This is a genomic window from Gordonibacter sp. RACS_AR49, assembly GCF_030418435.1.
Taxonomy (GTDB): domain Bacteria; phylum Actinomycetota; class Coriobacteriia; order Coriobacteriales; family Eggerthellaceae; genus Gordonibacter; species Gordonibacter urolithinfaciens.
This window is the reverse complement of the sequence record NZ_JAIUDM010000009.1, coordinates 17,171-31,447: the sequence shown is the minus strand read 5'-3', so window position 1 is coordinate 31,447 and position 14,277 is coordinate 17,171. Positions and strand designations below refer to the sequence as shown.

Genomic DNA, 14,277 nt, shown 5'->3' with positions numbered 1-14,277 from the left:
CGCCTATGCAGGACGTTCGGGAATACGGCAACGACGAGCTGGTGGCCCTTGTGCCCCTGCCGGCCGACGACGCGAACAAGTACACGCGGGGCACGCTCACCGCTGTCGTGGGCAGCGAGCGCTACCCCGGCGCGGCATGCTTGGCAGCCTACGCGAGCCAGCGCATGGGCGCCGGCTACACGCAGGTGTTCACCCATCCGGCAGCCGTCCCGCTCGTGCAGGGCTTCCGCCCCTCCCTCGTGGTGGGCCCGCGCTCGGCCCTCCCGCCGAAGCTCTCCCCCTCGCTGCCGGGCAACCCGCACGCCTACCTCGTAGGTTGCGGGTTCGACGCGGACGACGGCGCGTCCTCCAAGCTCGTGCACTTCGTGTTGAAGCATGCCGAGGCGCCCGTGCTGGTGGACGGCAGCGGCCTGGGCGCCCTTGCCTCGGAGAAGGGGCGCCGCCTGCTGAAGCGGCGCTTCCTGAACGGCCACGCCACCGTGGTCACGCCCCATGCCGGCGAGGCGGCGCGGCTCGCGCGCGCATTCGACCTGCCTACGGGCGACCCCTGCGCGCTGGCACGGTCGCTCTCGCTCGCCTACGGCGTGGTGGCGGTGGTGAAGGGGCCGGTCACCTTCATATCCGACGGCGAGCAGACCGTGCGCATGGCGCACGGCACGCCGGCACTCGCGAAGGCGGGCACGGGCGACGTGCTGGCGGGCATGGTGGCGGCGTTGCTGGCCCAGGGGATGGACGCGCTCGAGGCATCCGTGCTGGGAGCCGAGCTGCACGCGCGGGCAGGGCTCGCCGCGGCCGCCCGCTGGTCGGCCATCGCCGTATGCGCGGAGGACGTCGTGGAGTGCCTGCCCGCCGCACTCGCGGAGCTCGTGGGCGCGTAGGGCACGCGACGGCGGGTCCAAACGGCGGAACGTGTGCGCTCCGCAGCCGAGCGGCCTACCAGTGGCAGACCACCACGTCGCCCGTGGCGATGAGGTCGTAAAGCGCGGTAGCCTTCTCCACCGGCAGGTTCACGCAGCCGTGGCTACCGCTGCCGGAGGCGTACCGCGAGCCGCCGAATGCGGGCTGCCAGTCAGCGTCGTGCAGGCCGATGTAGTTCTCCACGAACGGCATCCACGCCTTCACTTCCGTCTGGTATTCCGGCTTGCCCGTCTCGGGCTCCATCTGGCCGATGAGCTTCGAAGGGCTCTCCTTGCCGTTGATGACGTACACGCCCTCTGGCGTGTCGTGCTCGCCGTCGGGCGTGCCCGACACGATATCGGACTCCCACGCCAGGCTGCCGTCGTCGCCGTAGAAGCGCGCATGCTGCTCGGCCAGGTCGATGTCAAGGTAGCGCTTGCCCCAGTCGCGCCCGTGCAGGCCGTCGTAGGCGCTGGCCTCCTGCTCGCAGGGGATGGCCACATCGCCCGCCTGGGCGGACCGCACGCCGTCCATCACGGTTTTCTTGAGCTGGTCCTTGTCGACGATCCAGCCGTACACGCCGCCCGACACGGAAACCTCCTTGCCGTCGGCGCGCGTGAACGTGCGCCGCGCCTGGTAGGTGTTGCACGCCGAGGCGATGTCCTGCACCCAGGCCGCCACCAGGTCCTCGTCCACTCCCACGGTCACGTCGTCGCCCAGGCGCATCCAGTCCGCTATCTGGTCGGCGTTCACGCGCGCGACGACCGTATCGGCAAGCTTCAGGTTGAAGTCGGCCTTGAGCAGGGCGTTCGCGTCGTCGGCGGCTTTCGCCAGGCGCGTGTCGTCGGCGAAGAGCGTGGGCTTTTGCAGCGCGTCCTCGCCGAGCGTCGCAGAAGGCGCGAGAGTGGCAACGGCCGCGCTCACGGCCGCAAGCACTCGATCGGCATCGAGCGCCGTGCCCGCCGTCTCGGTGCGCACCACGAACGACGAGCTGCCCGCGTCGTAGTCGAGCCCGGCGTTGCGCGGCGGGACGGCTCCCTCGTTGAACGCGTCGACGGCGGTGCGCACGGCCTGCTCCAGCTTTCCGTTCGAGGTGGCCAGCTTGTCGGTCTCGTCGCGCGAGCCGAACACCTCCACCGGCCAGGCCCAGGGGTTCGCGTCGGCGTGCATGGCGTCCGTCACGCTTTGGACGTTGATGCCGGTGCCCATGTCCGCGGACGTGAGCTTGAGCGAGAACCCCTGCCCCGACACGTCGAGCGCGTAGCTCTTCGCGATGTCGGCCAGCAGGTCCTGCACCTCGGCGGACGTCTTGAACGACACGTCCTCGCCCATGACGGTGGTGCGGGGCATGAAGCGGTCCATGAACGTGAACGCGCCTGCCAGATAAACGACGACCAGCACGGCCGCCACGGCGCAAGCGGCGATGACGCCCTCCTTGCGGCCGGGCTTCGGCCGCCGCGGAGCGGAGCCGGAACGCGGGACGGACGCGGGACGGAAACCGCGCGACGGCTCCTCGCCCTTCACGTCGTTGCCTGCGTGCCTGCCTTGCGAACCGTTTCCTGGCGCCATGCGCTCACCTCTTCGCCTCTCCGCCGCTCTCTCGTGCCTTGATCCAACATAATGGGTTCGCCGCACAAGTTCAATGCATCCCCACGGTAAAAGGGGAAAGCGGATGCCCCGGTGCACCGTTCGGCAGTCGCCCGCCTGGCCGCCGCGCCCCCGCCGACAGTCCTCTGCGGCGACGTCCTACCGGCCAGGCGTGCCAGAGGCCGCGCCCGCCGGCGCGGCCGGCGGGGCGTCCATCTCGTCGAGCAGGCTGCGGGCCTCCTTGAACTGGCGCGAGAGCTCCTCCATGGGGTCCACGCGCTTCTCGGCGGCGCGCAGCGAGTCCTCGGTGATGGCCATGGCGCAGGCCACGGCGTCGGTGTGCGTGAACGACAGCGACAGCGGAAGCTCCCGCACGCCCTGCTCGGCCGCGACCTCCTTCGCCCGTCCCGACAGCACCACGGAGGGCCGCCCCTTGGCGTTGCGGCGCACCTCGATGTCGCGCACGCCGATGCCGCGCGTAAAGCCGGTGCCGAGCGCCTTCACCACCGCCTCCTTCGCCGCGAAGCGCGTGGCGTAGTGCACCTCCGGGTTCGCCGTCGCGTCGCAGTAGGCGCGCTCCTCCTCCGAGAACACGCGCTCGCGGAAGCTCGGCGTGCGCTCGAGGATGCGCCTCACCCGCGCGATCTCCACGATGTCCACGCCCAGCCCCACCTGCCCCTCGGCCGCGGGGAACGCCTCGTCCAACTCAGTATCGCTCACAGGTAATTCCTCTCTCTTTCCTCCTCGCCGCAACCCGGCGACCCTTCAGTCGAAGCCCCTCCCCGCTTGGAGCGGAAGGGGCCGGCGGCGTCCGCCAAGCGAGTTCCGCAGCGAAGCGAGGACTGTCCGGGCGACTGGGCATCGCCGGCCCCTTCCGCGGATCCGCAGGTCGAAAAGCTACTCCACCGTAACCGATTTCGCCAGGTTGCGGGGCTGGTCCACGTCGCAACCGCGCTCCACGGCGATGGCGCGCGCGAACAGCTGCAGCGGCACGCTGGCCGTGACGGCCGAGAACGCGTCGCGCACCTTCGGAATGTAGACGACGTGGTCGGCGTGCGCGCGAATGTCCTCGTCGCCCTCGGTGGCGACAGCCACGATCATCGCGCCGCGGGCCTTCGCCTCCTGCAGGTTCGACACGAGCTTGTCGTACACGGGGCTCTTCGTGGCCACCGCGATGACGGGGAAACCCTCGTCGATGAGCGCGATGGGGCCGTGCTTCATCTCGCCGGCCGGGTAGGCCTCGGCGTGCAGGTAGCTGATCTCCTTGAGCTTGAGCGCGCCCTCGCACGCGATGGCGGCGCCCATGCCGCGCCCGACGAAGAGCGCGCTCGAGGCGTCCTTGCACGCGCGAGCCGCCTCGTCGATGGCGGCGGTGTCGGCCAGGATGCGCTCCACCTGCTCGGCCGTGTCGGCCAGCTCGTGGAACAGCAGGCGCACCTGGTTCGTCTTGAGCTTGCCCTTGGCCTGGGCGAGCAGCATGGCGAGCAGCGTGAGCGACGCCACCTGGCCCAAGAACGACTTCGTGGAGGCCACGGCTATCTCCTTGTTGGCCTTCGTGTAGATCACGCCGTCGCTCTCGCGCGCCACGGGCGAGCCCACCACGTTCGTGATGCCGAACACCTTGGCCCCCTTCACGCGCGCGTCGCGGATGGCCGCCAGCGTGTCGGCGGTCTCGCCCGACTGCGACACGGCCACCACCAGGGTGGACGGCGTGATGATGGGGTTTCGGTAGCGGAACTCGCTGGCCACCTCCACCTCGCAGGGGATGCGCGCCCAGCCCTCGATGAGGTTCTTCGCGATGAGGCCGGCGTGGTAGGACGTGCCGCACGCGATGACGCACACGCGGTCGATGAGGTTGAGCTCCTCGGCCGAGAGATCGAGCTCGTCGATGGAGAGCGCACCGTTCACCAGGCGTCCCGCCAGCGTGTCGCGGATGACACGGGGCTGCTCGTGGATCTCCTTCATCATGAAGTCGGGGTAGCCGCCCTTCTCCGCCACGTCGAGGTCCCAGTCCACATGCGCGACCTCGGGCTCGTAGGCCTCGCCCCGCACGTTGAAGAACGTCGCGCCCGCCGCCGTGAGCTTGGCGAAGTCGCCGTCGGCGAGCACGGCCACGTCGCGGGTAGCGTCGATCATGGCGATGATGTCGGAGGCCACGTACGCCCCGTCCTCGGCAAGGCCCACCACGAGCGGCGAGTCCTTGCGCGCCGCCACGACGGTGCCGGGCTCCTGATCGCTGATCACCGCGACGGCGTACGCGCCGATCAGACGCTCGGTCGCCTCGCGGACGGCCTGCAGGAGGTCGCGGCTCTCCGCATAGGCATCCTCCACAAGGTGTGCGATCACCTCGGTGTCGGTCTCGCTCGAGAACGCGTGCCCGCGGGCCTCCAGCTCCTCGCGCAGCTCGGCGAAGTTCTCGATGATGCCGTTATGCACCACGGCCACGTGCCCGTCGCAGGAAGTGTGCGGGTGGGCGTTGGCCTCGCTCGGGCGGCCGTGCGTGGCCCAGCGCGTGTGGCCGATGCCGCAGGTGCCGGCGAGGTCCAGGGGCTCCACGAGGCGCGCGAGGCCGCTCACCTTGCCCTTGCAGTGCACGACGCGCAGCGCCCCGTCCTGCTCGACGGCGATGCCCGCCGAGTCGTAGCCGCGGTACTCGAGCCTGGTCAGGCCTGCGATCAGGATGTCCTTGACGGGACGGGTTCCGGTGTATCCGACGATTCCGCACATAGTCTGCTCCTCACGCGCGTCGCTTTTCCGAGCGCTATTCTAAGGTAAGAGCAGCCCGCCCTTCTTTTTCACGGCCGGCTGGAGCCGAATCCGCTCAATAAACGCATGTTTTCAGGGTGGCCCGGCGGCGCAGGACCGCCCCCTCACCCCAACTTCAGCACGGGATGGAGGTCCTGCATGCGCACGGTGCGCTTGCGCCAGGCCACGATGCTCGTGAGCGCGAAGGCGGCCACGCCGAACCCTACGAGCACGAGGCAGTCGAAACCCACCACGCCGTAGTCGAGCCCGGTCATGATCTGGCGCAGCGCCTCCACCACGTAGGTCATGGGCAGGTACGGGCTCACCGCCTGGAAGAACGCGGGCGTCGTCTGGATGGGGAAGGTGCCCGCACTCGTGGTGAGCTGCAGCATGAGCAGGATGATGGCGAGGAACCGCCCCGGGAAGCCGAACGCCGCCAGCAGCAGCTGCATGAGGGCCGCGAACACGAGCGCGGTGAGGAAGCCCATGCCCCAGAAGGCGGGCACGTTGCTTATCTGCAGCTGCAGCCCGAACTGGATGGCCGCCATGAGCAGCGCCGCCTGCACGAGGGCGAACGCCGCCATGGGCAGGTAGTTCGCGAACGCCGCCGTGACGGGGTTCGCGCCCGCCAGCAGGAGGCGCCCGTTGAGCGGCTTGAACACGAAGCCCGCCACGAGGCTGCCCACCCAGAGCCCCAGCGCCATGAAGTACGGGGCGAAGCCGGTGCCGTAGTTCCTCACCGAGGTGTAGTAGTCGTTGTCGAGCTCCACCGGATCGCTCATGGCCTCGGCCTTCGCGGGGATGTTTCGAGTCTGATCGGCGGCCTCCTCGGCGCCCGCAGCCAGTTTGGAGGCCAGCTCGCCTTCGCCCTCCGTTGCCTCGTGCAGGCCCGTGACCAGGCGGTCCGCCCCCTCACGCAGCTGTCCCGCGCCAGTGGCGAGCTGCCCCGCGCCGCCTTGCGCAGACTGCGCGCCCTGGGCGAGCTCGCCTGCGCCGTCCTTGGCCGACCGCGCGCCCGAGGCGACCTCGGCCGCGCCGGCGTCGAGCCGCGCAGCGCCGGACGCGGCGTCGGCGACCCCGGCGGCGAGAACGGACAGGTTGGCGCTCACATCCTGCGCGCCGGCGCTCAAGCGGTCGATGCCGCCGACGAGCGAGGAGGCCGCCTGGGCGAGGGCCGCCGCACCCGCGGAGAGCGCCTGCAGGTCAGAAGCTTGCGACGCCAGCTCGTCGCGCGTCCGCACCAGCCCCTCGTGCAAGGTGCGCGCGCCCGCCGAAAGCTCCGATGCGGCGTCGGCGGCCTTGAGCGCACCGGGCAGAAGCACGCCGTCCACCTCCCCCTTCGCCTGCGCGAGCCCGTCGACCACGCCCGCGCGCCCCTCGGCCCCGTCGAGGTAGGCCCGCACCGTGCCAAGGGACGTGATCAGGGCCTCCTTCTGCTCCGGCGTCATGTCGCTTGCCAGCACGGCCTCCGTGTCCACGTCCGCGAGCGCCGCGCTCGCCGCGGACGCACCGTCCTGCAGCGTGCCGAGCGCACCGGAGAGCTCCCCCACGCCCTGGGCCAAGGCAGGGGCGCCCGTTTGCGGATCCGCCAGCTCCTCGAGCCCGGAGGCGAGGGCGGCCGACCCGCCGACGAGCGTCTGCGGTTCGCTGTCCGTCCCGAGCGCCGCGGACAGCTCGCCCACGCTGCCCACGACGGCCTGCACGCCGTCGTCCAACCGCGCCGCCTGGGCCGGCAGCCCGGCCGTCTCGTCCGCCAGCTCGCGCGTGCCGGCGGCCAGCGACGCGCCTCCTTCGTCCCGCAGCTCCGACGCGCCATCCGACACCCGGCTCGCGCCCGACGCGAGCGAGCCCGCCCCTGCCTCGAGCGCGCCCGTGCCTCCCACCAACGTGCCGAGCCCCGCGTCGAGCGCGACCGCGCCGCCTGCCAGGGTACCGAGCCCCGCGTCGAGCTCGACGGCGCCGTTCTTGAGCGTGCCCAGGTTCGTCGCGATCGAGCGGGTGCCGTCCTGCGCGGCGGACAGGCCGCCCTCCAGGTCGCGCGCTCCCGCCGCGGCAGCGCCGATCTGCTTGCCCGAATCGGCCACGCGGCCGAGCACCGTCGTCCAGTACTGCTCGGCCACCATGTCGCTCACGCGCGTGCGCACCTGCCGCCACACCGTCTGGCCTATCTGGGACGCCAGCATGTTCTCGCTCTCGTTGTACTCCACCTTCAGCTGGGCCCGGCGCGGCGCGTCGCCGTCCACCGAGGCCACGGAGGCGGAGAAGTCCGAGGGGATGATGCACGCCATGAAGTAGGCGCCGTCCGCAAGGCCCGCCCGGGCCTCGTCGGCTGACACGAAGTGCCAGCCCAGGCCGTTGTCGGTGCGCTTGAGCTCGTCGACCACCTCGTCGCCGAGGTTGCGCTGCTCGGCCGCGATCACGGCCCCCGCGTCCTCGTTCGCCACCGCCACGGGCAGCGAGGACAGGCGTCCGTAGGGGTCCTGGAACGCGGCCAGGTACAGCCCGCCGTAGAGGAGCGGGATCACCGCGATGGCCGCGATCACCACCCACATCACCTTCGAGGCCGCGAGGTTTCGCCATTCCAGGCTCGCGAAGCGCACGCCTTCGAACGCCATGTCACTCCCCTTCCTTCGCCAGGTACGCGCACGAATCGGCCATGCGGGCCAGGTCGCGCTCCACCACCGCCACCGCCACGGCCGCATGGCGCTCGCGGGCCGCCAGCGCGAGCAGCTCCATGAGCCCGCGCGACTGCGACAGGGTGAGCTGGTCCTCAACGTCGTCCACCACCGCCGCGTCCGGGTCCCCCACGAAGGCGAGCGCGATGCCGAGGCGCGCGAGCTTCTCGGCCGTGAGGTCGCGCACCCGCACGCGCGCCACGTCGCCGAGGCCCCACCAGCACAGATGCTCCTCCACAGCCCCGTCGCGCGCGGAGAGGCCGTGCAGGTCGAACTCGGCCTTGGCCGCGGAGCGGGCGCTCAGGTTCTCCGGCAGGTCGTTCAGGCCCTTGAACAGGCCCAGGCCCACGTGCCGCTCGGCCTTGGCGCGCTCGCGCGGGAGTTCGAGGCCGCCGACGGAGAGCATGCCGCCCGTGGGCTTCATGCGTCCCGCCAGCGTGAGCAGAAGCGCCGACTTGCCGCTGCCGTTGCGCCCGCGCACGGCCGTGACCCGGCCCTTGAACACGTCGAGGTCCACGTTGCGGTAGACGAAGCCGGCGTAGGTCTCGAGCTCGAGGCCCCGCGCGCTCAAGTAGGGGGCTTCCGGAGCTTCCTCCCGCTCCCCCAGCCCGCTCGCGTCGACGGGCTCCATCGGGCACGTCCCCGTGGGGCCCGCCGCCGGGCTCTCCTGCACATCCTGCATCCTGCCACGTCCTTCTCTTCAGCTGCCCCGCGTCGGCGGCGGGAATTCCCCTTCGCCCGACGTTCGGAGACGGCATGGAAACGCATGCTGGCCGCGAACGACCTCGCTCGTTGCTTTATACTTCCGATGGAAGCGCCGTCGCCGAACCGAAACCGACGCGCAACGGAGCCGTCGCCGAGACGCACCGCGCCCGTTGCCCGACGGCGCACCGAGGAAGGAGCCGCCATGAAAGCGAAGATGATCCACCGTTGCATCCACGTCCTCGACCTGGACGCGTCGCTCGCGTTCTACGAGCGCGCGCTGGGACTCGTGGTGCAGCGGCGCATGGGGCCCGAGGACGGGTCGTGGGAGAACGTGTTTATCGGCAACGACGAGACCGACTTCCAGGTGGAGCTCACCTGGAACCGCGGGCGCATCGAGCCCTACGTCAACGGCGGCCGCGACACGCACCTGGCCTTCGAGGTGGACGACCTCGACGCCGCGCGCGCCCTGCACGAGGAGATGGGCTGCGTGTGCTTCGTGAACGAGCGCATGGGCATCTACTTCATCGAGGACCCCGACGGCTGCTGGCTCGAGATCCTCCCGGCGATGCGCGCGGAGTAACGCCCGGTGACCGAATTCGCCTCCATCGACGAGCTGGTGGCCGATGGCCGCAGCGTGCACATCGAGTGCAGCCGCGAGACGTCCGCCGCCCTGCTGGCGGCCGTGCGCGCCCGCTACCGCACGCAGCGCTGCGCGTTCGTCCTGGAGACCGACCGCGGCTTCGAGCGCGACTCCGTGGCCTCGCACCTGCGCTTCTACGGCAGCATCGCGCGCAGCTCGGTGCATTACGAGGACGCCATCTCGCACTTCAACCTGCGCGGCGTCGCGAAACGCAAGATGGGCGGCCTCTCCCCCTCGGCGCTCGCGCTCGTGAACCTGGCGCGCGCGAGCCTCTTCGAACCGGAGATGTGCTTCCTCGAACGCCCGCTGTCCGACCTCGACGCCGAAGGGCGCGCCGTTGCGCTCACCTGGATCGCCGAGCGTATGGAGCAGGGCTGCCGCTTCGTCACCACGGTCGAGCCGCTGCGCGAGGCGCTGCTCATGCCCGGCGTGGCCTGCTGGCACGAAGAGGGCCGCTTCATCGCGGTGGACCAGGACGAAGACGGCGATGACACCGACGGCGAGAAGCCCTCGTACGAGGGCGACGAGGTGCACGTGCTCAAGATCCCCGCGCACACCGAGACGGCCACGCTGCTGTTCGACCCCCGCGATATCGACTTCGCCGAGAGCATGAACAAGGCCACGTACCTCTCGGTGCGCGGCGAGCGCTACCAAACGCCGCGCACGATGGACGAGCTGGAGCGCGAGCTGTCGCGCGCCGGGTTCTTCCGCTGCCACCGATCGTTCCTCGTGAACGTGCAGAAGGTGGCGAAGGTGGAGCGCTACACGCGCAACAGCTTCAACCTCACGCTGAGCGACGCCGCGCACTCGTCCATCCCTCTGGCGAAAGGGCGTGCCGAGGAGATGAGGGAGCGTTACCGATGGTGAACGCGAAGCAGGTCGCCGCCCGCCCGGGCATCTTAGGTACGCTCGTGCGAAAATTCTTCATGAACGTGGTGAAGAGCCCCGGGCTGCTCGCATGCTGTTTGTTCCCCGCCCTGTTCCTTCTCGTGTTCCGCTTCGTCGTCATCGAGCCCATCGCCCACGACGACGCGCGCATGTTCCTGCTCGTGACCGGCATGCTGTTCTCCACCAGCATGGTGCCCGGCACGACGACCGTCTACCCCATGGCCGAGGCGCGCGAGAAGCGCACGCTGCGCACGATGGAGCTGGCCGGCGTCGGCCGCGCCCAGATGCTCGCCGCGCACGGCATCGTCAGCACGCTGTGGACCGCGCTCGTTGCGGCGGCGTGCTTCCTGGTGTCGGGAGCCCCCTTCGATTGCATGCTCCCCTTCATGCTGGTCACCCTGGCGTCCAGCATTCCCCTCACCGCGTTGTCGCTTGCACTGGGCCTCGCCTCGCGTAACCAGATGGCGGCGAGCTTCTCCAGCCTGCCCGTCATAACCACCGGCATCGTGCCCCTGTTCTTCATGTACGCCGAGTCCACGTTCCAGGCCCTCCCCCTCCTGCCCACCGGCGGCGGGTTCGCGCTCGTCTACGCGCTGGCGGAAGGGACGCTGCTCGCCCCCGGTTCCATCCTGCCGGCAGTCGGCCAGCTCGCATGGATCGTCGCGAGCCTCGTCGCGCTCGTCGCGGTCGCGCCGCGCATCCCCCGCGACGAGTAGGGGAAGGCGCGGCAGGGGCGTGACATCATCCCCGTCCCCCTGTCTCGGTGCTCCTTTCGTCCCTCCCCCTGCTCCTCTCGTCGCGCGGCGCGCTCCCGGCGTCGCGTTTCCCTTGATCAGCGCTTCGTCTCACGGGAAACTGCTCACCGTCCGAAACGAAAGGAGCAATCACCCATGAATCCCCTGCTGTCCATGGACGACGTGTCCTTGAGCTTCAAGGCGAAGCGCGTGCTCTGCCACCTCTCCTTCGAGGTGGAGCGCGGCGAGTGCTTCGGCTTCCTGGGCCCCTCGGGTGCGGGCAAGACCACCACCATCAAGCTGCTCACGCGCCAGCTCGTCAAGGATTCCGGGCGCATCATGCTGTTCGGGCGCGCCATCGAGCACGCCACGAACGGCGACTACGAGCGCATCGGCATCCTCTCGGATACGAGCGCCCTCTACGAGCGCATGACCATAGAGGAGAACCTGCGCTTCTACGCGAAGGTCCGCGGCGTGACGGGCAACAACATCCCCACCTTGCTCGAGCGCATGAACCTCGCGGACGACCGCAAGACCCTTATCAAGAACTGCTCGAAGGGCATGCGCCAGCGCGCGGCCCTGCTGGCGGCGCTCGTGCACGGGCCGGAGCTGCTGTTCCTGGACGAGCCCACGAGCGGCCTCGACCCCGCCGCGCGCGCCGAGGTGCACAAGATGCTGCACGAGCTGAACGACCACGGCACCACCGTGTTCCTCACCACGCACGACATGGCCGAGGCCGAGAGCCTGTGCCGCCGCGTGGGCATCTTGAACGAGGGCGCCCTCGTCGCCTGCGACGCTCCCGACGCGCTGCGCCTGCGGTTCGCGAGGAACGAGGTGATCATGCGCCTTGCGGACGGCCGCGCGGTGCGCACGTCGAAGGACGCGGCCGGCGCGCCGGCCGTGGCAGAGGCGCTGGCCTCGGGGGCGTGCCTGTCCATCCATTCGGTGGAGCCCGATCTGGAGGAAGTGTTCTTGGAGCTCACGGGAAGGGAGTTTTAAATGGAAGCCACGTTGCGCAAGACCGGGGCGCTGCTCGGCAAGGACCTCAAGGACGTGGTGAAGAACCCCACCATGCTCGTATGCTGCCTCTTGCCCGTAGGGTTCATGCTCTTCTACAAGAATGCGGTGGGCGGGGGCATGGACGGCGAGGACGCCGAGGCGTTCTCCGCCCTGCTCGTGTCGTGGTCGCTGCTGTTCACCGCCACCATGGTGGCCTCCATGGCCACGCTGAACGCCATCGCCGAGGAGAAGGAGAAACACACGCTGCGCACGCTCATGCTGGCGAACGTGAGCGCCGAGCAGATGCTGGCCTCGCGGGGCCTGGTCACGCTGCTCGCCATCGGCGTGGTCGATGCGGCATGCTACCTGGTGATCGGGCAGCCGCCGGCCGGCCTGCCGGCGTTCCTCGCGATCGGCATGGCGGGATCGGTGCCCATCGTGCTGCTGTCGCTCTTGCTGGGGCTGGTGGCGCGCGACCAGATGTCTGCCGGCGTGCTGAGCATGCCCATCCTCATCGCGGGAATCGCCCCCATGTTCGCCCAGATGGTCGACGGCCTCTCGGACATCGCCCCCTACCTGCCCACCGGCGGCATGAACGAGCTGGGGCTGCTTCTGGCGCGGGGCGAGCTGCTCTCGCCCGACGCCATTGTGCCCGTAGCTACCACGCTCGCCTGGGTGGCCGTGGCCGCCGTGGCCTTCGCCCTGCTCTACCGGCGCCTGGCGCGCGATAACTAGAGGCTGCGCCCGCTGCGCTAGGCGCTTCGGGCGCATTTTTCCCGGACGTCGCGGAGCCCGCGTTCAAACATCACCCGTATCGGTACGAAACGCCCATGCCCCCCTGGGGAAACTCCCACTTCTCGAGAAGGGTGTCGCCGCAGAGCATGCGACAGGTCCCGCATTCCAGGCAGCCCGCGCAGTCGAAGCTCGGGCTGCCCTCCTCGTCTCGCTGATAGAGCCCTGCCGGGCAGCACAGCACCAGCTTGTCGAACGCGGCCGGGTCGGGCTCTTCGCGCAATACGATGTGCGGGTTCCCCTCGTCCACCTCGAACTTGTCAACAGCGAGCTTCTCGTCGACGTTGACCGAGACCTCTATCATAGGACCCTCATCCCCTTTCGCACATCCTTGAGCAGGTTGAGCACGCCCACGCCCTTGACCGGCCCCATGACCTTTCCTTTAAGCGGTTGCACCGGCGAGCCGTCCACCGCGAACAGGCCGCGCATGATGTCGGCCGCCATCTGCGGGTACCCGTCGAATATCCTCGGGGTGCCCTCCATGAACGCCGGGAAGCCGCGATAGGCCGCGAGGTCCTTGAGGACGAAGCTGTCCTCCAGCTTGGCGCGGTACGCCGCGAGCCTCGCAGCCGAGACGTCACCCGCGTCCAGCGCCTCGAGGGCCGCCTCCGCCGCCATCCTGCCCGCCGCGATGGCGTAGTCCATGCCGCGCACCTGGTATCCCAGGTTGATGCAGAGCATGGCGGCATCGCCCGTAAGCAGGCAGCCGTCGCAGTACAGCTGCGGAACCATGTTGAAACCGCCCTCGGGGATGAGATGCCCCGAGTACTCCACCGTGCGCCCGCCGGCCAGCACCGGCGCCACGGCCGGATGGTTCTTGAAGTCCTCCAGCATCTGGTACACCGGAGTCGACGACGTGCAGAGGTCGGACAGCGTGGCCACGACCCCGATGGACACGGACGCGCGGTTCGTGTACAGGAAGCCGCCGCCCACGTGCCCATGCGTCGCAGCCCCCGCGAAGAGCCAGGCCGCTCCCTCCCCGGGGTTCGTCTGGAAGCGGTCGGTCACGGTCTGCTCGGGTAGCTCCACGACCTCCTTGGCGCTCACGGCCAGCTGGTGCGGCGACGGGCGCTTGGCGAGCCTCGCCTTCTCGGACAGCAGCGAGTTCGCGCCGTCGGCCAGGATGGTCACGTCGGCCGTGAGCTCGTCGTCGCCCGCGCGCACGCCCACGATGCGCTCGCCCTCCCACACGAGGTCATCCACGGCTATCCCGTAGATGCACTCCGCGCCGGCCTCTTCGGCCTTCGAAGCGAGCCAGCGGTCGAACGGCCCGCGCAGCACCGAGTACGAGACCAGCTCATCCGCCCCCAGGCGCGACGAAGCGAATTCCACCGTCGTGTTCTCGTCCTCGGTCATGAGGGAAACCCGCTCCCGCACGATCTTGCGCTCGAGGGGCGCCTCGCTCTCGAAATCGGGAAACACCGTCCTTAGCGCATGGGCGTACAAGCGCCCGCCGGTCATGTTCTTCGCCCCGGCATCGGAGCCGCGTTCTATCATGAGCACGCTCTTGCCCTCGCGGGCAAGCACGCAGGCCGCAACGGAGCCGGCGCAACCGGCCCCCACGACCACGGCATCGAAATCCGCCATGCCTGCATCCTCTCCTCTCATCGTTGCC

13 protein-coding genes are annotated in these 14,277 nt (G+C 69.8%); 6 read left to right on the top strand and 7 right to left on the bottom strand.

What is annotated here, in order from left to right; all coding sequences use genetic code 11:
• The first annotated feature begins 5 nt into the window (after window positions 1-5).
• Window positions 6-878 (top strand): NAD(P)H-hydrate dehydratase, encoded by an 873-nt coding sequence (locus tag LB310_RS12760; protein WP_301155149.1) that lies wholly within the window; start codon window positions 6-8, stop codon window positions 876-878.
• Between the two features lie 55 nt (window positions 879-933).
• On the opposite strand, the gene LB310_RS12755 is transcribed toward LB310_RS12760, so the two are convergent.
• The 5 genes from LB310_RS12755 to LB310_RS12735 form a co-directional block, all read right to left on the bottom strand.
• Window positions 934-2,466 (bottom strand): L,D-transpeptidase family protein, encoded by a 1,533-nt coding sequence (locus LB310_RS12755; RefSeq protein ID WP_301155148.1) that lies wholly within the window; start codon window positions 2,464-2,466, stop codon window positions 934-936.
• Between the two features lie 177 nt (window positions 2,467-2,643).
• Window positions 2,644-3,204, bottom strand: a complete 561-nt coding sequence (acpS, locus tag LB310_RS12750) for a holo-ACP synthase (RefSeq protein WP_087191339.1) — start codon at window positions 3,202-3,204, stop codon at window positions 2,644-2,646.
• Window positions 3,205-3,381: 177 nt separating this feature from the next.
• Window positions 3,382-5,211 carry a glutamine--fructose-6-phosphate transaminase (isomerizing) gene (gene glmS, locus LB310_RS12745; RefSeq protein ID WP_301155147.1) on the bottom strand — a complete coding sequence of 610 codons (1,830 nt, stop codon included), beginning with the start codon at window positions 5,209-5,211 and terminating at the stop codon, window positions 3,382-3,384.
• Between the two features lie 143 nt (window positions 5,212-5,354).
• The gene (locus LB310_RS12740) at window positions 5,355-7,844 is read right to left on the bottom strand and encodes a YhgE/Pip domain-containing protein (protein ID WP_301155146.1); all 2,490 of its coding nucleotides are present in this window, start codon (window positions 7,842-7,844) and stop codon (window positions 5,355-5,357) included.
• Between the two features lies 1 nt (window position 7,845).
• Window positions 7,846-8,586, bottom strand: a complete 741-nt coding sequence (locus tag LB310_RS12735) for an ATP-binding cassette domain-containing protein (protein ID WP_301155145.1) — start codon at window positions 8,584-8,586, stop codon at window positions 7,846-7,848.
• A gap of 225 nt (window positions 8,587-8,811) precedes the next feature.
• On the opposite strand from LB310_RS12735, the gene LB310_RS12730 reads away from it, so the two are divergent.
• From LB310_RS12730 to LB310_RS12710, 5 genes are all read left to right on the top strand, one after another.
• Complete coding sequence (locus tag LB310_RS12730; protein WP_123673479.1) at window positions 8,812-9,189, top strand: VOC family protein; 378 nt, start codon at window positions 8,812-8,814, stop codon at window positions 9,187-9,189.
• A gap of 6 nt (window positions 9,190-9,195) precedes the next feature.
• Entirely contained in the window at window positions 9,196-10,116 is a 921-nt protein-coding gene (locus LB310_RS12725; RefSeq protein ID WP_301155144.1) for a LytTR family transcriptional regulator DNA-binding domain-containing protein, read from the top strand.
• On the top strand, window positions 10,110-10,853 hold the full coding sequence (locus LB310_RS12720) for a hypothetical protein (protein WP_301155143.1): 744 nt from the start codon (window positions 10,110-10,112) through the stop codon (window positions 10,851-10,853). The genes LB310_RS12725 and LB310_RS12720 overlap by 7 nt, the downstream gene beginning before the upstream one ends.
• Window positions 10,854-11,027: 174 nt before the next feature.
• Window positions 11,028-11,870: an ABC transporter ATP-binding protein gene (locus LB310_RS12715; RefSeq protein ID WP_123673484.1), complete on the top strand. Its 843-nt coding sequence runs from the start codon at window positions 11,028-11,030 to the stop codon at window positions 11,868-11,870.
• A complete protein-coding gene (locus LB310_RS12710; protein WP_123673486.1) occupies window positions 11,871-12,605 on the top strand; it encodes an ABC transporter permease in 735 nt (244 codons plus the stop codon). It abuts the gene before it with no gap.
• Between the two features lie 70 nt (window positions 12,606-12,675).
• Here the strand turns inward: LB310_RS12710 and LB310_RS12705 are convergent, their stop codons facing one another.
• The gene (locus tag LB310_RS12705) at window positions 12,676-12,966 is read right to left on the bottom strand and encodes a ferredoxin family protein (RefSeq protein ID WP_301155142.1); all 291 of its coding nucleotides are present in this window, start codon (window positions 12,964-12,966) and stop codon (window positions 12,676-12,678) included.
• A complete protein-coding gene (locus LB310_RS12700; RefSeq protein WP_301155141.1) occupies window positions 12,963-14,249 on the bottom strand; it encodes an FAD-dependent oxidoreductase in 1,287 nt (428 codons plus the stop codon). Before LB310_RS12700 ends, LB310_RS12705 begins: the two co-directional genes overlap by 4 nt.
• Between the last annotated feature and the right edge of the window lie 28 nt (window positions 14,250-14,277).

Excerpts from the sequence above, each read along its gene's own strand:
- LB310_RS12760 (WP_301155149.1), top strand. The coding sequence starts at position 6 with ATGCAGGACGTTCGGGAATACGGCAACGACGAGCTGGTGGCCCTTGTG.
- LB310_RS12755 (WP_301155148.1), bottom strand. The coding sequence starts at position 2,466 with ATGGCGCCAGGAAACGGTTCGCAAGGCAGGCACGCAGGCAACGACGTG.
- glmS (WP_301155147.1), bottom strand. The coding sequence starts at position 5,211 with ATGTGCGGAATCGTCGGATACACCGGAACCCGTCCCGTCAAGGACATC.
- LB310_RS12740 (WP_301155146.1), bottom strand. The coding sequence starts at position 7,844 with ATGGCGTTCGAAGGCGTGCGCTTCGCGAGCCTGGAATGGCGAAACCTC.
- LB310_RS12735 (WP_301155145.1), bottom strand. The coding sequence starts at position 8,586 with ATGCAGGATGTGCAGGAGAGCCCGGCGGCGGGCCCCACGGGGACGTGC.
- LB310_RS12730 (WP_123673479.1), top strand. The coding sequence starts at position 8,812 with ATGAAAGCGAAGATGATCCACCGTTGCATCCACGTCCTCGACCTGGAC.
- LB310_RS12720 (WP_301155143.1), top strand. The coding sequence starts at position 10,110 with ATGGTGAACGCGAAGCAGGTCGCCGCCCGCCCGGGCATCTTAGGTACG.
- LB310_RS12715 (WP_123673484.1), top strand. The coding sequence starts at position 11,028 with ATGAATCCCCTGCTGTCCATGGACGACGTGTCCTTGAGCTTCAAGGCG.
- LB310_RS12710 (WP_123673486.1), top strand. The coding sequence starts at position 11,871 with ATGGAAGCCACGTTGCGCAAGACCGGGGCGCTGCTCGGCAAGGACCTC.
- LB310_RS12705 (WP_301155142.1), bottom strand. The coding sequence starts at position 12,966 with ATGATAGAGGTCTCGGTCAACGTCGACGAGAAGCTCGCTGTTGACAAG.
- LB310_RS12700 (WP_301155141.1), bottom strand. The coding sequence starts at position 14,249 with ATGGCGGATTTCGATGCCGTGGTCGTGGGGGCCGGTTGCGCCGGCTCC.